Annotated in this window: 20 protein-coding genes; 12 read left to right on the forward strand and 8 right to left on the reverse strand. The window is 44.6% G+C overall.

Features of this window, described 5'->3' with window-relative positions:
• Positions 1-27: 27 nt before the first annotated feature.
• Positions 28-654, forward strand: a complete 627-nt coding sequence (locus L1D37_RS02735; protein WP_239846786.1) for a D-Ala-D-Ala carboxypeptidase family metallohydrolase — start codon at positions 28-30, stop codon at positions 652-654.
• Between the two features lie 170 nt (positions 655-824).
• Positions 825-1,061, forward strand: a complete 237-nt coding sequence (locus tag L1D37_RS02740; RefSeq protein WP_239846787.1) for a hypothetical protein — start codon at positions 825-827, stop codon at positions 1,059-1,061.
• On the opposite strand, the gene L1D37_RS02745 is transcribed toward L1D37_RS02740, so the two are convergent.
• Complete coding sequence (locus tag L1D37_RS02745) at positions 1,058-3,622, reverse strand: ATP-binding protein (protein ID WP_239846788.1); 2,565 nt, start codon at positions 3,620-3,622, stop codon at positions 1,058-1,060. The two genes, L1D37_RS02740 and L1D37_RS02745, sit on opposite strands and share 4 nt — an antisense overlap.
• 827 nt (positions 3,623-4,449) lie before the next feature.
• Here L1D37_RS02745 and L1D37_RS02750 point away from each other — a divergent pair.
• The gene (locus L1D37_RS02750) at positions 4,450-5,886 is read left to right on the forward strand and encodes a glyceraldehyde-3-phosphate dehydrogenase (protein WP_239846789.1); all 1,437 of its coding nucleotides are present in this window, start codon (positions 4,450-4,452) and stop codon (positions 5,884-5,886) included.
• Positions 5,887-6,081: 195 nt separating this feature from the next.
• Here the strand turns inward: L1D37_RS02750 and L1D37_RS02755 are convergent, their stop codons facing one another.
• Both L1D37_RS02755 and hcp read right to left on the reverse strand, forming a co-directional pair.
• A complete protein-coding gene (locus L1D37_RS02755) occupies positions 6,082-7,137 on the reverse strand; it encodes a hybrid-cluster NAD(P)-dependent oxidoreductase (protein WP_239846790.1) in 1,056 nt (351 codons plus the stop codon).
• 101 nt (positions 7,138-7,238) lie between these two features.
• Positions 7,239-8,900 carry a hydroxylamine reductase gene (hcp, locus tag L1D37_RS02760; RefSeq protein WP_176679969.1) on the reverse strand — a complete coding sequence of 554 codons (1,662 nt, stop codon included), beginning with the start codon at positions 8,898-8,900 and terminating at the stop codon, positions 7,239-7,241.
• Between the two features lie 273 nt (positions 8,901-9,173).
• Here hcp and L1D37_RS02765 point away from each other — a divergent pair, with 273 nt between their 5' ends.
• Complete coding sequence (locus L1D37_RS02765) at positions 9,174-9,404, forward strand: hypothetical protein (RefSeq protein ID WP_017630489.1); 231 nt, start codon at positions 9,174-9,176, stop codon at positions 9,402-9,404.
• Between the two features lie 47 nt (positions 9,405-9,451).
• A complete protein-coding gene (locus tag L1D37_RS02770; RefSeq protein ID WP_239846791.1) occupies positions 9,452-10,615 on the forward strand; it encodes an alpha/beta fold hydrolase in 1,164 nt (387 codons plus the stop codon).
• Between the two features lie 109 nt (positions 10,616-10,724).
• Here the strand turns inward: L1D37_RS02770 and L1D37_RS02775 are convergent, their stop codons facing one another.
• From L1D37_RS02775 to L1D37_RS02785, 3 genes are all read right to left on the reverse strand, one after another.
• A complete protein-coding gene (locus L1D37_RS02775) occupies positions 10,725-11,339 on the reverse strand; it encodes a LysE family translocator (protein ID WP_017630487.1) in 615 nt (204 codons plus the stop codon).
• A gap of 112 nt (positions 11,340-11,451) precedes the next feature.
• On the reverse strand, positions 11,452-12,372 hold the full coding sequence (locus tag L1D37_RS02780; RefSeq protein ID WP_239846792.1) for a LysR family transcriptional regulator: 921 nt from the start codon (positions 12,370-12,372) through the stop codon (positions 11,452-11,454).
• Positions 12,366-12,827: an Lrp/AsnC family transcriptional regulator gene (locus L1D37_RS02785; RefSeq protein WP_176679972.1), complete on the reverse strand. Its 462-nt coding sequence runs from the start codon at positions 12,825-12,827 to the stop codon at positions 12,366-12,368. The genes L1D37_RS02780 and L1D37_RS02785 overlap by 7 nt, the downstream gene beginning before the upstream one ends.
• Positions 12,828-13,058: 231 nt before the next feature.
• Here L1D37_RS02785 and yjeH point away from each other — a divergent pair, with 231 nt between their 5' ends.
• Positions 13,059-14,324, forward strand: coding sequence for an L-methionine/branched-chain amino acid transporter (gene yjeH / locus L1D37_RS02790; protein WP_239846793.1), 1,266 nt, complete (start codon positions 13,059-13,061; stop codon positions 14,322-14,324).
• Between the two features lie 16 nt (positions 14,325-14,340).
• Here the strand turns inward: yjeH and L1D37_RS02795 are convergent, their stop codons facing one another.
• Positions 14,341-15,795 carry a PLP-dependent aminotransferase family protein gene (locus L1D37_RS02795; protein ID WP_239846794.1) on the reverse strand — a complete coding sequence of 485 codons (1,455 nt, stop codon included), beginning with the start codon at positions 15,793-15,795 and terminating at the stop codon, positions 14,341-14,343.
• A 90-nt stretch (positions 15,796-15,885) separates the two neighbouring features.
• Between L1D37_RS02795 and L1D37_RS02800 the strand changes: the two genes are divergently transcribed.
• The gene (locus L1D37_RS02800) at positions 15,886-16,545 is read left to right on the forward strand and encodes a pyridoxamine 5'-phosphate oxidase family protein (RefSeq protein WP_239846795.1); all 660 of its coding nucleotides are present in this window, start codon (positions 15,886-15,888) and stop codon (positions 16,543-16,545) included.
• Between the two features lie 80 nt (positions 16,546-16,625).
• The gene (locus tag L1D37_RS02805; RefSeq protein ID WP_239846796.1) at positions 16,626-17,552 is read left to right on the forward strand and encodes an urea transporter; all 927 of its coding nucleotides are present in this window, start codon (positions 16,626-16,628) and stop codon (positions 17,550-17,552) included.
• Between the two features lie 8 nt (positions 17,553-17,560).
• Here L1D37_RS02805 and L1D37_RS02810 read toward each other — a convergent pair whose 3' ends face one another.
• Positions 17,561-18,568, reverse strand: a complete 1,008-nt coding sequence (locus L1D37_RS02810; RefSeq protein ID WP_239846797.1) for an AraC family transcriptional regulator — start codon at positions 18,566-18,568, stop codon at positions 17,561-17,563.
• Positions 18,569-18,701: 133 nt separating this feature from the next.
• Here L1D37_RS02810 and L1D37_RS02815 point away from each other — a divergent pair, with 133 nt between their 5' ends.
• From L1D37_RS02815 to L1D37_RS02830, 4 genes are all read left to right on the forward strand, one after another.
• Positions 18,702-19,052: an MFS transporter gene (locus L1D37_RS02815; RefSeq protein ID WP_239846798.1), complete on the forward strand. Its 351-nt coding sequence runs from the start codon at positions 18,702-18,704 to the stop codon at positions 19,050-19,052.
• A complete protein-coding gene (locus L1D37_RS02820) occupies positions 19,046-20,269 on the forward strand; it encodes a biotin/lipoyl-binding protein (RefSeq protein WP_239846799.1) in 1,224 nt (407 codons plus the stop codon). Before L1D37_RS02815 ends, L1D37_RS02820 begins: the two co-directional genes overlap by 7 nt.
• Before the next feature lie 785 nt (positions 20,270-21,054).
• Positions 21,055-22,293, forward strand: a complete 1,239-nt coding sequence (codB, locus tag L1D37_RS02825) for a cytosine permease (protein ID WP_032548041.1) — start codon at positions 21,055-21,057, stop codon at positions 22,291-22,293.
• Between the two features lie 9 nt (positions 22,294-22,302).
• Complete coding sequence (locus tag L1D37_RS02830; protein WP_239846800.1) at positions 22,303-23,580, forward strand: cytosine deaminase; 1,278 nt, start codon at positions 22,303-22,305, stop codon at positions 23,578-23,580.
• Positions 23,581-23,919: the final 339 nt, after the last annotated feature.

The following is a 23,919-nucleotide window of genomic DNA, read 5'->3' on the forward strand; positions in this document are numbered from 1 at the left end:
AGCCAACGTAAGTAATGGAGCCACCTTATGTACTCAAGCATCCTGATTACCATAGCGCTATCAACGACTCAACCTTATCCTGAAGAATTTGAAAGGCTGTATACCGAAGAGACTGAGATCACCTACGAAGACCTCGTAGTGGACGTTCATGGCTACAAGGTTCCGACTCGCTCGGCATTTCGTGGTTGGATGCTGCTTAACCACGCAGAAGACCAAGTAAGAGAGATCGGGCAACAGCTCAAAGATGCGGGAATCACACAAAGCATGCCTTTACATCTGGTGTTGTTGCAAGGGACTGACTGGGCAATGAGTAACACCACCTTGTTTACCCTCCCCAACAAAAAACATGTGCCCAACATGATCAACACCTTGAAGTACATTCAACAATACATCGAGCCTGAAATCGGTGTGGTTATTCCTGTTTCTGGCGAACGTTCAAAACTCTACAATCAACAAGCTGGCGGTGCCCTGCAAAGTAAGCACTTAGAGTTCTGCGCCTTAGATCTTGTCCCAGCCAACGGTATTTCTCGAGCAGATTTGCACGTTAAACTCAAAAAAATTCACGCTGAACACGGTCAGAAGAATAACGTAGGATTAGGTCTATACGCCGGCGTTCGATTCCACATCGACACCTGCGGCTTCAGAAATTGGTGATCACAAATAGACACGTAAGAGTCAAAAGGACACAATGAATAGCCATGTCGTTTTGACTCTAAAAATATTGAGAATTCAGTTAAAGCATTGATATTTGAATAAAATAAAACTGGAACGCTAATTGCTATTACTAAGTATCAAAAGAAACTAATAGCAATTAGGAATTCAATATGAAAACTATGACTCAACGCTTTCAAACTCTACTTTCTGTATCGAACTTCAGTTTAGCGATCACCGCGTTACTTATGCTACTCAGCATTATTGTTGCTTATCCTATGGCCGACCACTTCTCACTGCCGATTCAAATCCTCGCTCACATCAGCACGATCTTGGTCGCTGCCTTATTGAAAATCAGCTATGTAGGTCGCTGTCTTGCCCAGTACAACCTTGGCTTAGAAGTCCGCTAGACGATATCAAGGCTACTGAAAAGATCGTACAACTGGTGGGATTTATAAGGTTTGGGCAAGTAAGCGTCCATGCCCGCCTCAAAACAATCTTTGATGTCTTCTTCTAATACACTCGCGGTTAAGGCAATGATCGGCAGTGGTGTAGCTTCTTGTTCACACTCCCACTGTCGAATAGCTCGAGTCGCGGTGATGCCATCCATCACTGGCATCATACAATCCATTAAGATGGCATCAAACTGGGCACCTTGAGTGATCACGTTCACTGCTTCTTGTCCGTTACTGGCAATCAAATACTCATAACCCGCTTGTTCAAGGAAGAAGCTCGCTATTTTCTGGTTCATCAGATTGTCTTCAACAATCAAAATACGTCGATTCAGCGAACGAACCTCTTCATCCTTTGGTTCTACCTGCGGTGTTGGCTCTTCGCCAACATCAAGTGATTGCAAACTGTTGAAGAACCGTCGACCCAAAAATGGCAAGGTATGAGTCGAGTGAACCGTCTCAGTGATTAGGTTGGTTTTAAATAGGTGATGCTGACACACAATCACACGAGAAAGCGGATATACGGCCTTTAGTGCCGCCAAATCCTTCTCCATAGAGTGATGCAGCGTATGGCAATACAGTATGAAGTCGCTCTCTTTGAGACTGTCATCGAGATCCGAAATAGATGAAACGACATTAGGTCGAACATTCAAACGTTCACACTCTTTCACCAATTGGTCTAGGTAATTGAAAGAGTTCGAGACAACCGTCACGGAGCTTAAATTCTCGAAGCTTTGAACCTGAGATTCAACAATGTCGACATACAAACAAAAAGTGAACGTCGAGCCCTCTCCTTTAACAGAGCGCGCGGTAATATAGCCACCCATCAAATCAACAAGCTGTCGACAAATCGCAAGCCCAAGCCCTGTACCACCAAATTGGCGCGTGATACTGCCATCTTCTTGTGTGAAGGGTTCAAAAATCGATTCTAACTTCTCTGGCTCAATGCCTATCCCAGAGTCCGACACACTACATTCGAGCTTCCCTCTTCCCAGAGACATGGGCGTGTACGCAATATCCGTCGTGATCGTTCCTTTAGACGTAAACTTGATGGCGTTTGACAACAGGTTCGTGAGCACTTGCCTAACTCGATACTCATCAAAAAACAATTGTGGCGGGGTTTGGGAGTCAATGTTGATGTCGAGTTCGATATCTTTGCTGATCGCTTTAGATAAAATCACACTCACCGAGTCATACACGGCTTCTCGCAAATCAGCATTGTGTGGCGACAACATCAAATTGCCTGACTCGATTTTAGACAGGTCTAGAATGTCATTCAGTAGCACTAACAACGAGTGAGAAGACGATTCAATATCCCCTAGTACTTCTTGTTGGTTGGCACTTAACTGGCTCTGAGACAAGATCTCCGCCATGCCGATAATCCCATTGAGCGGCGTGCGAATTTCATGAGACATATTGGCAAGAAAGGCGCTTTTCGCTTTATTCGCTGAAATCGCATCTTCCTTAGCTTTTATTAACTCTTTGTTGTGATGATAGTTACGCTCCATCACTCGGTTCAGAGCCTCAGTAAACTCAGCAAGCTCATCGTTCCCTTGAATGTGAATCACCTTGGGTTTGCCATAGCTATCTGCGCACTCTGTTACCCCTTTAAGAATAAGCGATAGGTTGCGATTTAAACGTAGAGAGGTTGCGATACCGAGCCACAGCAAAACACCTGATGCAGCTAAAATCAGCAGTGTCATGACCAAGGTTTGTCTTTTCTGTAGCGCGATGTTCTTTGTCAGATCGAACTGCAACTGCTTGGTATAAGCGCCAATCGCTTTTGAAATCGCACGTTTTTTGAGTTCCAAACCTTTGAGGTGGTCATAGATTTCAGGTGACGAGAAGTCCCCTTCGAGGATTCGTGATGTGAAGCTGTTTTGAAGTTCATCTTTGGAGAAAGCGTTTAGCAGTTCTCTAATTTCCGGGGAGCGACTGCCCGATCGAAAAAACGAATCTAATAACTGTTGCTGCCTTTCCAACGCGCCCACATAACTCAGTAGATATTGATTTTTTAACTCTGGAGTACGATACAGGCTGTAGCTTAACCACGCTTCTCTTTGAGTCCAGAATACATAGTTAGTGAGATGGACGAACACTGCATCAGCTTGACCAATATCTTCATCGACTAAAATCATCTGATATTCAGACAACTCCATCAATACATCTTTTAGCAAGTCGAATGCGCGCTCGGTCAATTGTGTGTTGTTTGTGGCTTCTGTCTCTTGAGCAAGCCTCATCAACACGCTTTTAAGCTCAACCAACTGCGGTTCAACGCTCCAGTTACTGTCGAACTGTTGGAGTCGAACCTCATATTGAGTGAGCTTATCCAATTCTGATTGCAGCTTTAACAGCAACTGACCTTTCTCAGGGGAGTCATTAGACAGAACCAGCCATCGATAAGCACTACTTGAAATGGTATTAAAAGATTGAAGCGCTTCGACCTTAATACGCGTTGTTTCAAGGTGATTCATCTTCTTATCGTTCTTTAGCACTTCGTTGACTGTAAATCCAAACATAATGAATACAGAAACGGTGGAAAGAAAAATAAGACGCCATCTAATTGACATATTTATCATTTTTATAACTACTCCCTTCCCGAAAGTAATTTACCTAGCCCAAGTTAAGAATAGGACATTAACAGAGGTTATTGATCAAATTGGATATGAACAAACGATACTCCGAGTCCAGAACGGACATTTAAAATGAACAAGCATCGATATCAGTACGGTCAAAGTAGAAAGGTTAACCGAGTTATTATCACTCGCATAACAAGTAAAAGAGAAAGAGGTTAAACGCCGTGAGGTAGCGAATAACCGCCCTACACACTAACAAAGTCGAAAATTAGGTTAAATTTGTGAGATCCAATCGTTTGCGTATTGCTGTTTTTCCACTCAACCTCGGCTTATTCGAAAGTCGAACAACAAAACCCATTGAACAGCTTATCTATTGTTTACCAATTCCGTGTAACTTGAGTTGATGATCACACCTTGAATGAGCGGTATGACTTTTATTACATATCATATTTTGATTTGAGTATTTTTTGGCGAAAATTAAGTGCTACAGATTGTTAAAGTCAATAGTCTTTCTTAATACTGAAATCTTGATTTATGGCTATTATCGCGCCAACTTGCAGATAATTTATCTGCATTTATTTTTCCTAGCAGAATAACCAGTCGTACCTTACAATCCTGCCACATAAAAATTACAAGTTACACACAAGGCATATCAAGCAAAATTAAGTGGCATTAAAGACCACCGCTTGATAGCTCAACCCCCTATGCTGATTGGCTTCCCTACAACCGCCATGACTGCAGAAACTTAACGTGAAAGGTCCCGAGTAAAGATGAGTCCCGAAAAGCACCTCCTAGACTGGCAAACTAGTCAAACTATTGCTGAATCCATCGCTCCAACTTTAGGTCAGTTATACCGCCAAAAAGGCGTAGAAGTTATCCTCTTCGGTAAGACCTTAGTTAACGCAACCACTATCGACATCATCAAAGCTCACCGCATCGCAAAACGTTACACTGGCTCACCGCTAACCGCAGAACAAACTCAACCAATTATCCAGCATCTACTATCAATGCGCTTGTCTCCATGCCGCGTTGATGTTGGTCGTCTTGCAGCTCAGTACTGGGAAAACCACGAAGACCTTAGTGCGATGGATGATTTCCTTCAAACGGCTCTAATGGGTTCACTAGAAGGCGACGCGATGACAAAACCTCGTGACGTTGTGTTGTACGGCTTCGGTCGTATCGGTCGTCTACTAACTCGTATTCTTGTAGAGAAAAGCGGCCCAGGTTACCCACTTCGTTTACGTGCAATCGTGGTTCGTGGTGGTAAAGATGGTGATTTAGAAAAACGCGCAAGCTTGCTACGTCGTGACTCAGTACATGGCCAATTCAACGGCAGCATCGTGGTAGACCAAGAGCGCAAAGCGATCATCGTTAACGGTAACTTCATCCAAGTTATCTACGCAAACAAGCCAGAAGAAGTAGATTACACCGCTTACAGCATTGATAATGCATTAGTTGTTGATAACACTGGTGTGTGGCGTGACGCTGAAGGCCTAAGCCAACACGTTGCTTGTAACGGCGCTAGCAAAGTACTTCTTACTGCACCTGGCAAGGGCGACATTAAAAACGTTGTATTTGGTGTGAATGAAGATGTGATTAAGCCAGAAGACACAATCGTCTCGGCAGCAAGCTGCACAACCAACGCGATTACACCAGTATTGAAAGCGGTTCACGACAAGTTTGGCGTTCTATCGGGTCACATCGAAACGGTTCACTCATTCACTAATGACCAAAACCTAATCGACAACTTCCACTCAGGTGACCGTCGTGGTCGTGCTGCTTCATTGAACATGGTACTGACATCGACTGGTGCTGCAAAAGCAGTATCAAAAGCGATGCCAGAGATGGAAGGTAAGCTAACGGGTAATGCGATTCGCGTACCTACGCCAAACGTTTCAATGGCAGTAGCAAACCTAAACCTTGAGAAAGGCACGAACAAAGACGAGCTAAACGCGTACCTACGTGAAATGGCACTGTCTTCTGCTCTGTCAGCTCAAATTGATTACACCGATTCAACTGAGATTGTATCTACCGACTTGGTTGGTTCTCGCCACCCTGGTGTCGTTGACGGTGTTGCAACTATCGCGCAAGACAACCGCGCTGTTCTTTACATTTGGTACGACAACGAGTTTGGCTACAGCTGCCAAGTTGTTCACTGTATGGAACAGATGATGGGTGTTCGCTACAAGACTTACCCAGCGGTTTAAGATCTCGATCTTATAACTAACACAGCGCAATCAGCTCCACAACATAATAACTATATCTGCGAAGCCTGTTCCAGGCTTCGCAACCCCTTCTGTTTTACTCCCCCGTATAAATAAAAGGGTTGCCACTTAGATCTGCTCTCTCTAACTGATCTAGGTGGCCTTTTTACATCCAGCCTCGCTATGCCTTCATATCTGTTACAACTCAACCTCAACATCCGACTGAATCGTGCTTGAACACGCCAATACGTATCCTTGTTCAATCTCTTCTGCTGTCAGTGTCTCTTGGCTACTAGATTCCACAGAACCTTTGGTCACTTTACATTTACACGAGCCACAAATTCCGCTGCGACACGCGATAATAATTGGCACACCTGCTTTTTCTAAAGAGTCGGCTAATGGCGTCCCCGCCTCGGCTTCCACTTCTTTGCCAAACGTCGGGACAAATACCTTAACGGCACTATTCGTATCTCCAGAAGCCTCTACTTGTGACTCTTCTGACTGAGCATTCTGAGTAGCAGGCGTAAAGCTCTCTTGATAGAAATTGTCCATATTGAACTCAAGCTCTTTCAGGTAGCTTTCTATGTCTTGCATAAAGCCAACAGGGCCACAAAGGTAGACGGTTCTGTCTAGGATGTCTGGGCTCAGTTTCACCAACCAGTTCTTATCCAGTCGACCTTGAGGCGCTGTAGTGCCTTGGTTATCTTTAAGCAGCAACTTAAGGTTGAAGTTTTCATACGCTTCATCGAGCTGGTGAAGCTCATCGAAATAGATAGTCTCAAGCTTATTGCGCGCCATATGGACGAAATCTATCTCCATCTCGCTGTCTTGAGACAACCAATACTTCACCATCGCCATCACTGGCGTGATCCCGCAACCAGCGCTGACTAGCGTGACCTTCTTGCTCTCAGTCGGCATGCAATCAATACAGTTAAAGCCACCAGCAGGTTTTAAAACAGAAACCTCATCGCCTTCATCAAGCTCATCGACAATAAAGTTAGACACCAAGCCGCCTTCAACACGCTTAACCGTCAACTTCAAACGATTGTCTTCAGGACAAGAAGCGACCGAGTAAGCGCGGTAATCGGTTTTTGTCGGCATATCCAAGCCCAAGGTGATGAACTGGCCTGGCTTAAAATTGAAATGTAGGTCTTGTGGAATACTGCCAAGCTCAAAGCTGACCGTATCTGGCGTCTCGTGCCATTTTTTTAAACACACTAAATTAATTGAATCACTATCCGACCATGCATACATAGTTCACACACCTTACTGATACTAAAAAATTAAATCTAAAAAGCCCCGCCACTGCACGTTCGAAGAGAACAGCAACAACGGGGCTTGGGAGTGGGCTTACATTAAGCCGCTAAGATTGTTTTAAGATCTTGCTCTGGCGTTGAAATAGAACGCATGTCGAACTCGTCTTGAATAATCTTTAGTAGGTTCTCTGTTAGGAACGCAGGCGCTGTTGGACCTGTGTAGATACCTTTCACACCCAGTGCGAACAGAGTAAGCAGGATAACAATCGCTTTTTGCTCGAACCAAGATAGAACCAGCGTTAGTGGTAGTTCGTTGATGCCACAGTCAAACTCTTGAGACAGCGCAAGCGCAAGCTGAATCGCCGAGTAAGCATCGTTACATTGGCCAACATCTAACAGACGCGGGATACCGTTAATATCACCAAATTGGTTCTTATTGAAACGGAATTTACCACATGCCAGCGTTAGGATAACTGAATCTTCTGGCGCTTGAGCTGTGAAGTCTGTGTAGTAGCTACGCTCAGATTTGTCACCGTCACAACCACCCACAAGGAAGAAGTGTTTGATGTTGCCTTCTTTCACTTGTTCAACAACCGCAGGTGCTGCTTCCATCAATGCATTGCGACCAAAACCGACAGTGATCATTTGCTCGATCTCGTCATGCTTGAAGCCTTCTTGTGCGAGTGCACAATCGATTACCGCACTGAAATCGTCGCCTTCAAGGTGTGCAACACCCGGCCAGCCAACAATGCTACGTGTAAATAGACGATCTGCGTACGCACCAACATCTGGGTTAAGTAGGCAGTTAGACGTCATCACAATTGCGCCAGGGAAGTTAGCAAACTCTTTCTGTTGGTTCTGCCAAGCGCTACCGTAGTTACCCGCAAGGTGTGGGTACTTGTTCAGTTCAGGGTAACCGTGCGCAGGTAACATCTCACCATTGGTGTAAACGTTAATGCCCTTGCCTTCGGTTTGTTGAAGGATCTTTTCTAGATCGTGAAGGTCGTGACCAGAAACAAGGATACAGTGACCCTTCTTAGTCTTCACATTCACCGTTGTTGGTTGTGGGTGACCGAATGTATCTGTCTCGCCCTTGTCTAGCATTTCCATTACTTTGTAATTCATCAAGCCAATCTGCATTGATGTATCAAGTAACTGTTTTAGGTCGGTTGGATCAGTACCTAAGAAAGCCATGATTTCGTGGTATTCAGCAAAGATTGCATCATCGGTTTGGCCAAGAACACGTGCGTGCTCCATGTAAGCCGCAGCACCTTTTAAGCCGTATAGGCAAAGAAGACGAAGACCAATCACATCTTCGTGTTGAGAGTCGTGACCACGGTTAACTGCTGCTTGTGGTGCAAGTGCCAAGAGTTCTGAAGAATCCGTTGGTAAATTGAACTGCGCGGCAGGAGAAAGCGCTGGAATGTCGAAACCAATTAAAGTCGCGGCAGCGCGAACTTTTTGCTCTAAACGCTGTTTAAATTCGTGAGATTGCTGTGCAAATTCGATGATACGAGCAGGGTCGAAGTTAACGTTGGTCAATGTTGCGAAGAACGCTTTTGGTGCCCACTCGTCAATTTCAGTATCAATAACATCGCAAGTGCGACCTAAATTTGCCCAAAAAGAAACACCTTGAAGAGAATACACCAACACATCTTGAAGGTCTGACACTTCCGAAGTTTTACCACACATACCTTGTGCGAAAGAACAGCCTTTTACAGTGGGTGTTTGAATGGTTTGTTCACATTGAATACAGAACATATAGGGGCTCCAGTAATTTTTATTAGCTGTAAGTACTTTGCTTACAGTGACTTATTCCAAACCCTATAGAGCATCAACTGTGCCAACTTTTAACTCATTGATTTTAAAGAACTTGACTATATTCCATATTTTTAGTGCGTGTTTATGACTACATTTACACACCCAAAGTCAACACACCCGTGTCATAGTGACTCTCGGTAATTATTTAACGGCGTTCATGTTTCGTTCAGAATAGAAGCGATAAAGTAACAACATAGAAAAAGAGGAATGAATATGAAAAATATCTTAGTTACGATTGTTGCGCTGTTTACTGGCCTTTTAGCGCTATTCACAAGCTTGATCCTTGCTATTCCTTTAGCTATTGCAGCTTTAATTACTGGCAAGCGCATTCAAAATCAAATGAAGAAACAAGGCTTCGCAGCTCATATGAACACTCGTCAGTCATCAACCAGTGATGCCGGTGTGATTGAAGGTGAATACGAAGACCTTTCAAACAGAAAATAGTCTAAGCTTTTGCTTCAAGACAAAAACGATAGAGACAACACCAAAAAATGCATAGCAAGACCATTCTAACGCTACTCGCCCTAACGACTTTAAGTCTCGTTGGTTGCTCCAACGAGACCATCGCCCCAGCTTACGAAACCTCTCCTGACTTGCCTGAATATCAGCAAGACAGCTTTGATGCCTACGTAAATGACACTCAAGATTGGTTACTGAAAAACCGTGTGTTCATGACCGAAGACAAGCAATTGGAGATCCAACTCAATTCTCCGACTGAGTATCAGCCTGCCACACCTAACGGAAAGGCCGTTCTATTGGTTCACGGGTTGGGCGACTCACCCTATTCGTTTAAAGACATCGCTACGCACTTAGCAGAGCAAGGTTACCTAGTGAGAACGGTATTGCTACCAGGCCATGGTAGCCGTGTGGGCGATTTAATGCAGCCAAGTTTGGAAGACTGGCAAGGCGTTGTGGCTCACCATACTAAGTTACTCGAACAAGAGTATGACTCTGTATGGCTTGGCGGTTATTCAACCGGCGCGAACCTCGTCACGTCACAAGCGATGAATGATCCAAAGATCTCTGGTTTGCTGCTGTTCTCTCCTGCGTTCCAACCGAGTTCGTCTGCGGTTCAATATGCTGGACTAGCGAGCTACTTTGTGACTTGGGCCGATCAAGATCCTGAGGACAATGTATTGCGTTACAACTCGCTGCCAATGAACGGTGCTTCGGTTTATTACGAGACATCAGAAGTGGTGCGTGAAGACTTACAAGATAAACACTTCGACAAGCCAGTGTTTATTATGATGAGTGAAGGCGACAGTGTGATTGATACTAGCTATGTTCAGCAGGCGTTTACTGAATCTATGCCAAACCCAAACAACGTGTTGATTTGGCAAGGGGAAACCACACTCGACGATCCTCGCACGGTTCAATACAGCATGAAGATCCCTGAACAACGCATCTCAAACGGTTCGCACATGGGCTTGCTGTTCTCGCCAAACAATCCGTACTACGGCATCAATGGCAGCGAGAAAATCTGCTCGAATGGTCAGGCTGAAGGCTTTGAAGAACAGTGCAATGCGACCAGTGAAGTATGGTACTCAGCATGGGGATATCGCGAAGAAGGTAAAAACCATGCGCGTTTAACCTACAACCCTTACTTTTCAGATTCGATGAAAAAACTAGACGAAGTTCTGAACTCAGAAGGCTAAAGCTCACTCGATAAAAACCTACTCGATAAAAACCTAAAAAGGCTCACTAGATAACGTCTAGTGAGCCTTTTTTATGGGTATCGTATTTTTTTTGGAGTATGAGCGGCCGCTAGATCGTCCAAACCACACGAACTGCAAGCAGAATCAAAACCACACCAGAAAGTCGGTCAATCAGCTGCGCTTTAGAACGGATTCGTTCAACGATCAGTGGGCTAGATAGCACCAAGGTAATGAAGGTGTACCAAAGACCATCAACAATCAACGGTGTTGAAACAATGATCACTTGATTGCTGAGTTCATTACCTAAGGCTACGAATTGACTAAACAGAGCGATAAAGAACAGCGCGATCTTTGGGCTCAAGATAGAGATCAAGAAAGCCTCGCGAGCAGACTGCATGTAGCTCATCTGTTCACCCGCTTCTAATTTCGCTGCTACCCCGCCTTTCGAACGCAACGCATTCACACCAAGGTAAAGCAGATACGCGGCACCCGCTAAGCTGATCCCTTTAAATAGCATTGGCGATTGTTCTAGTAGCACCGCCAAACCCACGATGGTTGCGAAGGCATAAATACCAATACCAGCGGCATGTGACCAAGCTGCAATAAGACCATTAATACGGCCACCAGCCAAACTGTGTTTAGCGATCATCGCCAAGCTTGGGCCCGGAGACATCGCGCCCAACAAACAGATAGCTAATAAAGAAAACCAAATTGTTACTGTCATCATTCCATTCCTAATAAAACCATACGCTCCAACTGAACGCCTTTACTTGCTAACCACCATAATTCGCCGAAGGTATTATTTGAAATCAAAGATTATCATCATCCTTATGATTTCAAGTCATACTGATATTGTAGCTCGATTTCTGCATAGCTTGGAATGCCTTTTCTCGTGCCCATTTGTGAGCAGAATCGTTGTCATACTTAGGGTGCCACATTAGCCAATAGGTGTGCATTTCCGTATCAAACGGCAAAGAAAAGTAGGTCGTTTCAAGGTGTCGACCTAGGTTGTAGGCAATGTGTTCCGGCACAATCATCAGGTAATCATCTTGCATCAACACTGTACCCGCCGATGAAAAGAACGGAACCTGCAGGGCGATTCGACGCTTAAGGCCCTGTTTCTTTAGAGCAATGTCTGCGTAGCTGTCTTTGTCCCCACCACCCGTCACCTTTATATGCGAATAATTGACGATGTCTTGTGCACTCAGAGCCGATTGTTGAGCCAACGGGTGAGATTTGCGCATCAAACACACAGACTTATCTTCACCAAGCTTCATGCTCGACACGTGGTCTGGCTTTTGAGGAAACATACTAGAAGCCAAGTGAATACCCGACTCATTGAGCGCTTCAAGGTAGTTTGGTTGCCACAATCGATACGCCAAATTGATGTTCGGCGCTTCGGCGGACACTTCAGCCACAATCACAGGAAGAATGTGCTGAGCGACATAATCACTCGAAGCCAACACCAACTCACCGTGCCAATCTTGCGGCTCAAATGGCTTATCATCTAACAGGTGGTCAAACTCACTAAGCAAATCATCAAGTTTATCTTTAAGCTGCAGAGCACGACTGGTCGGAACCAGTGTGTTACCATCACGAACCAACAAAGGATCACCACACAAATCTCTTAGTTGGCTAAGTTGGCGGCTGACCGCGGATTGTGTAATATGCAGACGTTGAGCCGCGCGGCTTACATGACACTCTTCTAGAAGCACATGCAGTGAACGCAGCAGGTTTAAGTTGATATTGCCTAACATGAATGTACCGTCGGATTCAGTTTGTTAAAAAACTCAGTCAGCACAGTATGAGTCATTAGGTGACGCAGATCTGGATAGCTTTGCAATTGGTCGCGAACTTGATTTAAACGCTCCATGCTTTCTACTTCAACATACAGCATCATATCGGTCTCACCGCTGATCGAGTGACACCATTGCACACCATCAATGCTCTCGATTCGTTGCGCGTAAGATTCACAACTATGGTCGCTGCTCGACATGTCGAATTTCAGCAAAATATAAGCGCACACATTCTTCGTTTGGTTTGGCTCTGTCACTTGAGCGCAATAACCCGTTATCACTTTGTCGCTTTCCAGTTTTTTGATTCTGGCATTCACAGCCGAGCGCGAGAGGCTCACATCTCGGGCGATATCACTCACAGAGCATCTTGCGTTGGTTTTGAGAATATCCAAAATCTGGCGGTCAAATTTATCCATGCTTTTGATTCTTTCCACTTATTGTTCTATTTATAACGCCTAATTTGACACAACTTTCCGACTTATAACAGCCATTATGGCAACCGACATTTTCACGCTTAAACGGATTAATACCGTCAAAATGGCGGTGTCTTACGACGTTTCGCTAGCTGTATTATTGATGTCGACAATGTATGCTTTCAATCTCAGTATTACCCACCCCAAAATAAGCACCAAAAGCTAGGAGAGCGAATGACACAACTCAAACAAGAAATCACGCTAATGTCCGGAATTGGACAACTCTCTACAACCTTACTGGGTACTGGGTTGTTTATGATTCCCGCTATCGCTGCAGGTATCGCAGGTCAGTTGTCGCTATTGGCATGGTTAATCTTGTTTATCGCCATTTGCCCAATCGCCCTTACCTTTGCTGCATTAGGGAAACGCTACCCTAATGCAGGTGGCACCGCCTACTTTGTACGCCAAGCGTTCAGCGAGCGTTTAGAAACGAGTGTTGCTTGGCTGTTTGTGAGTGTTATTCCTGTCGGCATTCCCGCTGCGATTGCATTAGCGGGCGGCTTTGCTCAACAACTGTTACCTTCGCCTCTCGACACACCGCTTGGTGCTCAGACCTTTACTGTAGCCCTGCTGATTGCCGTCAACTTGATGGGCAGTAAGTCTTCTGGTCGTCTGCAAACCGTGATTGCATTGTCGATCTTTGCCTTAGTCAGTGCTTTTGTTTGGAAAGCTGATATCACCGTTGCAGATGTTGCGATTCCCGCTATATCACCCGACTCGATGTGGTCTATTGGCGCCGCATTGGCAGTGATGTTTTGGTGCTTTGTAGGGATAGAAGCCTTTGCTCACATGGGAGAGGAATTTAAGAACCCACAGCGCGATTTCCCAATCGCTATCATTACAGGGTGTTTCGTCGCAGGCCTAGTGTATTGGGCTTGTTCAGTGGTCATTCTTAAACTTGGGGCTTATGGGTCCGCTGAATTTGATGCTGCATCGATTCCATGGGTGACAGAGCAACTGTTTGGCAATGGCTTCAAAACGGTCATCAGTGTACTGGGTTTCTTTGCTTGTTTTGCGAGCCTAAACCTATATACCCAAAGCTTGTCTCGCATGATCTGGGCTCAAGCTCGCCAGCACAGCCCGACAAGTAAAATGGCACAACTGAACCGTCGTGGTGTACCTCTTTACCCAACGTTGGCGATTGGCTTTATCGCGCTGATCTCATGTGTGATTGGCGAGTTGTCTAACTTGGACCTCGAATTCTTTCTTAAACTCGCCAACGGTATTTTCGTTCTGGTTTACCTGCTTGCGATGTTAGCGGCTTGCCGATTACTAACTGGCATTTCCAGATATACCGCAATGGTTTCATTAGTTATCTGTACTCTAGTGTTTATCTGCCTAAGCTGGTCGATGTTGTATGCGGTGACCATTTTTGTGACATTGTCACTCCCATGGAAGAAGTGGTTGGGTAAACCCACCGTTTCAATCGACAAGTTGTAAGCAAGCCCTACCAAATTCACTGATAAAAAAGCCGAGCGATCTGTTTGATCTTCGGCTTTATGTCAGCTAAACGGATATTACCAAAGCCCAATACCGCCCCACTCCAATCTCGCTCATCACTTGAACCATATTCATAGAAATCAAACGGCCGAATGATGATGTTCTCAAGTTCGGCTCTTCGGCTCCATTCCTGTTCTGATATTCCGTTCGACCATTTCACAGTGACATGCAATCCTGCCGCTTGACTGATCACTTCAAGATCACCGTAAAACTCGCTTTGAATGGCTTCTATCATCGCTTCATACTTGAGTTTGTATGCGCGACGCATCTTTCTTATATGTCTTAGTAAATCGCCTTCATGAACAAAGTCAGCCAATGCTTCTTGTGTATGTGCAGCAGTATCTCCAGTGAGCGCATCCTTAATCTCGAGGCATCTCGCCACCAAATGTTCCGGTACAACTAAGTAGCCTAAGCGCAGGCCGTTAAACATGACTTTACTCAGTGAACCAACATAAATGATCCTGTCATCAAACCCGAGTTTACCCGCCAATCCCTGCATACTGGTGTAAGGGCGATGTGCAAACTGAAACTCACTGTCGTAGTCATCTTCAATAATCCAAGACTGATTTTTGTTGGCCCAATCGATCAGTTTGAGGCGTTGTTCGGTATTGAGTGTCGTCCCCATCGGATATTGATTACTTGGGGTAACATACAAAGCTTTGGCGTTGCTGGAGAGCACTTTTTCAATATCAAGGCCGACCTTTTCACGAACACGCACACCATCCAGTTCGAGCTTCAACAGGTCAATAATTTTATGTACCTGTCGATAGCCCGGCTCTTCAACAAGGATTTGGTCGCCCATCGCTAACGTCGCCATTAAACCTATCGAAATAGCTTGCTGAGCACCGGCGGTGATAATAATTCGATTAGCATGACAACGAACCGAACGGCTGCTTGCGAGGTAACCGCTAAGTGCTTCCCTCAAAGCCAAACTGCCTTGAACGTCTTGGTTGCCCGCAATGTTCTGCCTCGTAGCGTGGCGTTGCAACAGTCTCTGCCACTTAGCAAACGGGAATGCATCCAGATCAGGGACACCCGGTGCAAAACTGCGGTTAATGTCATTGGGTGTCACTCTAGGTGGTGCACCAGTTTCTGTGCTCAAGTCATGTGAACTCTGAATATAGCTCGATTGAGACAAACTAAGAAAATGCTCTGGCTGTTCAACCGACACATAAAAACCTGAGCCTTGTCTGCTCTCGATGTAGCCTTCGGTGACCAACTGTTCATACGCATAGATCACCGTATTTCGACTTACCGACAGTTCTGCGGCCAACTTGCGGGTTGAGGGTAACTTACTGCCTTTGCTCCATAAATCTTGAACGATCTTCTCTCGGATCGCATGAAACAAGGCGGTTTGGCGCGTGTTGTGTTGCTCATCTAACTGTAGGTCACCGACATCAATAGGCTGCATAACTGGATCCAAATAGTGTTTAAAAGTGGCTCTATTTAATAGACCAGTTAATCGCTACATTAATCAAAAGGCAATGATTAAGGAGCGATTATGTTATCTAACACGAAAAGAACCACGATTAAGAAAGGGGCTCACAAAGCCGTATTTGAACAAGAGAAACTGCATCAGATCATTGATGAAAGCTTAATCGCACACATTGCATTGCAAGGCGAACACGGCACGATGGTTATCCCTATGCTTGCTTGGCGAGTGGATGACATGGTCTATATTCATGGCGCTAAAAACAGCCGCTTACTGAAAGGGTTAAAGAAAGGAGAACCAACCTGTTTAACGTTCACTCTTTTCGATGGTTGGGTATTGGCGCGTTCGGCATTTCACCACAGTGCGCATTATCGTTCTGCAGTGGTATTGGGGTCTTTTTCAGTTATTGATAACAACCAAGAAAAGGATCGCTTGTTGAACATCTTCATTGAGCAGATAGCACCGGGAAGAACCGATGAGGTTAGGCTGAGTAACGAAAAAGAACTCACCGCTACTGAGTTACTGGCGATTCCGTTAACCGAAGCATCGGTAAAAATTGGTAAGCATGGTGTGAATGATGACAAAGCTGATATGGAGGTTCCCGTTTGGGCTGGCGTATTGCCTTACCGAACCGTTGTTGGGCCACTAGAAACAGTACCAGAACAGGAAGGAATCATTGAAAAGCCAGATTACCAACAAGCCTATGGTGAACGTTGGTATCAGAATTAACACACGAAGATGGTCAACCAAGAATAGTTGTATACAATCTGGCGTATCAAAAATTTAACATAATGAAATTCTGTCGCCAGATGATGAATACGAATAAGGACATTCTTCCACTTCAAGGCTTGCTCAATGGTATTGGGCAAGTCTATTTCACACCATCTGTCGTAACATCCTTTCTGTTACTGTTAGCTATCTCTATTGAATCCGTTCCACTGGCTTGTCTTACTTTACTTGGTGCCAGTTGCAGTTACACATTAGCTCGCTTTATTCATAACAGTATTAACACCAACAGAAAAAAAACTCATGATCTTAATAGTGGTATGTATGCGTTAAATGGCGCACTGATCGGTTTGTTCATTGGTAACTTCTTTGGGGTTACACCGACACTGGCTGTTGTGACGGTCTTCGGTGCCCTACTCACCGTTCCAATCGCCAAAATTGTGTTAAGTTTTAAAAAATACCGCGGTTACACCAGCGCCTTTGTTATCACCTCTTGGGGAATTTATGTTGTCCAATCAACCTTTGAGCTTTCAGTATTTTCAACATCCAGCATAGCGTTGATGCCACTCATTAATATCGGCACAGATGTAGGAACCTACTTACCAACGTTTATGGTGACCTTGCTAAAAGGGATCAGCCAAGTCAGCTTTATCAATAATGAATTTTCCGGATTAGTTGTCTTGATCGCAATCGCACTGAACAGCTTCAAGCACGCTGTTTGGATACTGTTTGCGGTGTTGATCAGCACCCTATATAGCTCTTTGGTTGGTGCTGACAACCAACTGATTTCCCAAGGTCTTTATGGTTACAACGCGATTCTTGCAACCTTGGCTCTGGTGCTTTACCCAAGAATAGCTTGGCCATTCGTCATCTTAGGTATCCTATTAAGTTGCCTTATTACTCTAGGCTTTCACACCTTGGCACTATTGCCATTAACAGCACCTTTCATCTTGAGCACTTGGGCTGTAGTTTACCTATCAGGCTTATTACAAAAACGAAGCTTGGCCTAAAACGTAACCTATAAATCCGTCCAAAATCGCTCAACATATTGCTTCGGCGTTAAGCCACGGTGCTTTTTAAACATTCGATTAAAGCTTGCTACATTGGTGTAGCCTAAACGTTTCGCGACCTCTTCGACCGGGAGTTTATAGCTCAACAATTCCACGGCGACATTGCTCAGTGCATAACCCATGATGGTGGAAAAGTTGACGCCCAACTTATGCAAACGGCGTTGAAACTGCTGCTCAGAGAGTCCTAATAAACTGGAAACCTTGTGAAGGGTTGGTAAACCAAAGTGACGACTGTAATTGATCATCTCATAGGTCACCTTATGTTCATCACCTGCATCTGGCATGTTGAGATAATTGTCTAAATCGTGGAAATTCATCGCCAAGCTCATTTTACCTGCCGCCGGAGACTGATTAATGGATAACCTCAGCTTACTTGGGATCCAAACCTCAGTACGTGGTTGTCCCCATTGGATATTGCACCCAAAGTACTCGTGATAAAGCTCAGTATTCTCACGATACCCTGCGATCGAAACCGCAGCTGGTTTGAAATCAGGCCCTAAATAACGCCTTAGGATCTTCATCATAAAAATCGCGATACGCACTGAGTCGTGCACTTTACCAACCTCAGAATACTCAGGGTTGTCATAACACCATTTAATGAGTGTCCCAACTTGCGCGCCATATAAGAAAGCCCCCGACTGTAAACAGTGTAGCCCGATATTGACTCGACGAATCGCTGAAGCAAGGTCATGACCAGAGAAAAACCAGTTAGCCAGTGGCCCTAGCTTCTCAATATCCACCCTATCGGCTAGCTTCAAAATAATGTCGGGATCGCGGGTTTCCTGTTCGAGTAAGCCATACCATTGGTCCACTTCATTCACTGGAATCAAGTTCATCGCGTTAGCAAATACTGACTTTGGAATGCCCAAAGAGTCCATATCTAAGTCACGATTGGCCGCTGCATACTGATATACACCTAAAATTCCTAGTGCTCTTAGGAAGTTACAATTGTTCATTTGCTACCAAGCCTCGAAATCCAAATTACAGATCAAATCATATAAAACCCATTATTAAAGTAATTAGTAAATTTGCAACCTATAAATCTGATATCAATCACACTCGGCGCTCAATTTAACCTAGGGTTTATCAATGAGTTTACTTAGTGTCCCATTTGTCGGAACAGGCGCAGATACTGCACTACACGTAGTAGCTGGTGTAGTGTTGGTCGCAACTATCGCGGCAGCATGTTACGGGTTCTGGCGTGTGCATGAATTACCAATCAATAAAGCTCACAGCAAAGATCATCATCAGCTCGGTTTGATTACCGCACTAACATGGATTGGCTTCGTATGGCACTGGGTATGGGTACTCGCGGTAATCTTGGCATTTATTGATATGGAAAAAGCCATCATCAACCTAAGAGATACATGGAGATCTCCGGCAGCACCCAAGGAACAGGCAACGACCGACAAGCAAGATGAGGAGAGCCAAGCATGTTAGAAGGCTTAGCAATTTGGGCACTGTTCATTTATTTACTTAGACTGGTTGGTATGCCTTGGAATAAAGGCACCAAAGCATTTGCGTACCTAGGTGGGACATCTTGGTTATTGTTTGTATGGGTCGGCCTACTCAACTTTACTCCAATGGATTTATCAGGCGGATCGGTTGTTCAGTCTCCGCACATTCAATTGCGTCCAGACTCAACCAATGTGTCGGGTAAAACAACGAAAGTCCATATCCACCCCAACCAAGATGTGACAGAAGGACAACTGATCTATGAGATTGACGACACCAAGTATGTGATAGCAAGAGACAAAGCAAGTGTTCAACTTGAGTCAGCTGAGGTCGCTTTAGACACGGCTCGCCAAGAAGTCAGCATTGCTAAAGTCAGCTATCGCTCGGCGCAAGAAGACATCAAAGCTTCAATTGCACAGATAGAGTCAGCGAAAACAGACTTAGTACTGCAATCGAAAACGCTCGATCGTTACCAGAAGCAAAACAGTGTCGTACAACACACGATTACTGAAACTGACATCGACCAACAAACGGCAAAGGTAGATTTGGCGACTCACAATGTGACTACGTTGGAATCTCAACTGAGCAAGAAAGAAGTCGATGCAGAAAATGCGAAGCTCGACATTCACAAAGCCGAAACTAACGTTAGTAAAAAGCAAACAGAGGTGGATTCAGCGAAGGCAACATTGGCTCAAGCACAATGGGATCTTAACAGTACTAAAGTCACCGCTCCGACGGATGGCTTTGTGACTAACTTTATTCTTCGTGAAGGTCAGCGCGTTTCAATGATGCCTCGTATTCAAATGTACACCGAAGAAAAGTACGTGTTGATGCGAGTTAACCACCAAGCGATTCGTAACATCAAAGTTGGTCAACCTGCAGAATTTGCGACGGCGGTTTACCCTGGCAAGATATTCTCGGCAACCGTAGAAGGCATTGTTGAGGCGACGGGTGAAGCACAGGCGAGCTTGCTCGGTATCGATGAACAGGTGCGTGTCACCACAGGTCGAAACCTTCAGAACAAGCACCACTTTGTGCGTTTAAAGATCGATGAAGCAGAAGGTTACGATATTCCTGTCGGCTCTGTCGGTTTAGCATGGGTAAGTGGTGAGAAGCCGATTAGCTTCATGGCGTTTCTAGATGTAATACGCGGGATCATCATTCGAATGAAGTCTCAGCTATACTTCTTCTACTCTATCTAATACACCTGATAGGCAAAACAAGACAAAGCCCGTGTGATCTCAGATCGCACGGGCTTTTTAACTTGGTTGATTAGTTGCTTAGTTGCTTAGAATCCCATGTTTTTAGGCGTAGGAAGAGTCCATAGAAGACAAACAACTCAGAAACGCGCTGTGCTCGCCTTTCATCTCTTCTCATCTCATCGCGACACTAGATCACCACCACCTAGCTCACCCTACAGTAGCATTAAATTGCAAATCGCAATTGCATAATGCAACAGGGTGATTCTAAAACGCGAATAAAACGCCCAAATACGCACCAAATTGCTATTAAACAGCCTATATTCGAGTTTTTTAAAGTTGGCACGCTACCTGCAAAGTATATATCGACCCTTCTTAAGCCGAGGGTCACCTAGCCAACTGACGTTGTTAGTGAACCTTATTCTTGTTCACAAAATATATAAGCCAATTGCGGTTATTGCGATTGGCTATTTTTTTGCCTGTCGTTTGGCTAACCGCTCCTCTCTCGATACAGACACCCATTCAATCGCATAATAATCAACATTCATAGCCAACTATCGATAGCAGATATTCAATACACTATAGAAAACGTTTTCTATTTATTTTCATGAAACAATTGAAGAAAATAACCTTATGTTTTACAAGAGATTTAAGGTGATAATTGATTATCAAGTGCCTTTATTGACAAAATTAGCATTGACTATGTGATTTATATCACCATAATGCGCACGTTTGCCTGCAATACGGCGACCGTTAATTTTAATTTTGATCATTTGCGGAGGTAAAAAATGGCTGCTGATAATAACTACAGTCTAGGGCCGGTTCCTACATCGGCTAGGAAAGGAGTCGCTTCACTCACCATGGTAATGCTTGGACTCACTTTCTTCTCTGCAAGTATGTGGACAGGTGGTTCACTCGGGACAGGCCTCTCATTCAACGATTTCTTCCTCGCCGTTCTCATCGGTAACCTAATTCTTGGTATTTACACTTCTTTTCTTGGCTACATCGGCTCATCTACTGGCCTCTCTACTCACCTCCTAGCGCGTTTCTCTTTCGGTACAAAAGGCTCATGGCTTCCTTCTGCTCTACTTGGTGGTACACAAGTCGGTTGGTTTGGCGTAGGTGTAGCGATGTTCGCAATTCCGGTACAGAAAGCGACAGGCATTGATACCAACACCTTGATTATTGTGTCAGGCCTTTTGATGACAGGTACCGTGTACTTCGGTATTAAAGCGCTAATGGTGCTTTCAGCGATTGCTGTTCCAGCGATTGCTATTCTAGGTGGTTACTCAGTATTGACTGCGGTAGACAGCGTTGGCGGACTAGAACAGCTACAACTGATTAAGCCAGAAACTCCAATGGACTTCTCAATGGCCTTAGCAATGGTTGTGGGTTCATTTGTTAGTGCAGGTACGCTAACGGCCGATTTTGTTCGCTTTGGTAAAAAGCCAGCAAGCGCAGTATTAATCACAATGGTTGCATTCTTCATCGGTAACTCGCTGATGTTTATCTTCGGCGCAGCCGGTGCAGCAGCGACAGGCCAATCAGACATTTCAGATGTGATGATTGCACAAGGGCTACTGCTTCCAGCAATCATCGTGCTTGGCTTGAACATCTGGACAACCAATGAAAACGCACTTTATGCATCTGGCCTTGGTTTATCTAACATCACTGGTCGCTCAAGTACTACAATGTCTATCATTAACGGCATCATCGGTACGATTTTCGCGCTGTGGTTGTACAACAACTTCGTAGGTTGGTTAACCTTCCTATCGTTGGCGATTCCACCAATTGGTGGCGTAATCATCGCTGACTTCTTCGCGAACCGTAAACGTTACAAAGATTTTGCAAATGCAGAGTTCCAAACCGTTAATTGGGCTGGCATTATCGCGGTAGCAACAGGCGTAGCCGCTGGTCACTTCCTTCCTGGCGTTGTTCCTTTGAACGCAGTGTTAGGTGGTGCAATCAGTTACCTCGTGCTTAATCCTCTATTGAACAAAAAAGCTCTGAAATCTCAGGCCGCTTAAGGACACACTATGACAACCTTATTAATCAAGAACGCGAAACTTCAAGACCAAGAGGGCTTGAAACAGATTCTGATTGAAAATGGTCAATTTTCTCGCATTCTCGATAATGACGCACAAATCAATCATCAAGGTGACATTCTTGATGCTGAAGGTGGCATTGCAGTTACACCGTTCTGTGAACCGCACATCCACCTAGACACTACTCAAACCGCTGGTGAACCTAACTGGAACATCTCTGGCACTTTGTTTGAAGGTATTGAGCGTTGGGCTGAGCGCAAAGAACTGCTATCAATTGAAGACGTAAAATCTCGTGCGAAGCAAACACTGAAATGGCAGATCGCTAACGGTGTTCAACACGTGCGTACTCACGTTGATGTATCTGACCCAACGTTAGTTGCGTTACGAGCAATGGTTGAAGTTCGTGAAGAGATGAAAGAGTGGGTCGACATTCAGATCGTTGCATTCCCTCAGGAAGGCATTCTTTCATACCCTAACGGCAAAGAGTTGCTTGAAGAAGCCGTAAAGATAGGCGCTGACGTTATTGGTGCTATCCCTCACTTCGAATTTACTCGTGAATACGGTGTTGAATCTCTGCATTACGTGTTCGAGCTTGCACGCAAGTACGACTGCTTAATCGACGTTCACTGTGACGAAATCGACGACGAACAATCTCGTTTTGTTGAAACACTGGCAGCCCTAGCTCATAAATTTGAGATGGGTGAAAAGGTAACGGCAAGCCACACAACGGCTATGGGTTCTTACAACGGTGCTTACGCGTCTCGTCTGTTCCGTCTATTGAAGATGTCTGGTATCAACTTCGTAGCAAACCCGTTAGTGAACATTCACTTACAAGGCCGTTTTGACGATTATCCGAAACGCCGTGGTGTGACTCGAGTGAAAGAGATGCTAGCAGCAAACATCAACGTTTGTTTTGGCCACGATGATGTGTTTGACCCATGGTACCCACTGGGTACAGCAAACATGCTTCAAGTTCTGCACATGGGACTGCACGTAACACAGGTTATGGGCTACGACCAAATCAACAACTCGCTTGATTTGATCAGCAAAAACTCTGCTCGCACACTGAACATCCAAGACAACTTCGGTATCGAAGAAGGTAAGCCAGGTAGCCTACTGATTCTTCCCGCTGATAATGGCTTTGATGCAGTGCGTCGCCAAGTACCCGTGCAGTATTCAGTGCGCCACGGTAAGGTGATTGCAGAGACTCAGCCAGCTAAAACAAAAATTAACTTAGCTCAAACAGAAGATATCAACTTCAAGCGTTAATATCGTCTATACTAATGAAGAAAAGGAAGCTGAGATGCTTCCTTTTGTTGTGTTAGCGAAGCGACAAAACTATCACTAATTCAGTGTTTTTTTGTACATTCGCACGGTATGACAAAAAAAGCACAGATTTCGCAATCAATGTGTGTACATCTCAAAAGACTGTGTTAACATGCTCTCGCTCTGTTAGCCGGAGTTATTTAAGTTAGATGAATAGTAAAAAATTGACATGTAAAATCGTTACCCGTTTTTGTAAGTAGTTTTTCCTTATTTCTTAGCAATATTAAATAATTCAATTATCAGCGCATTGCAGTAATGCAATCAACAATTTAGAAAATTTAT

Origin of the sequence: Vibrio sp. Isolate33, assembly GCF_022397895.1 — a bacterium.
Classification (GTDB): domain Bacteria; phylum Pseudomonadota; class Gammaproteobacteria; order Enterobacterales; family Vibrionaceae; genus Vibrio; species Vibrio pomeroyi.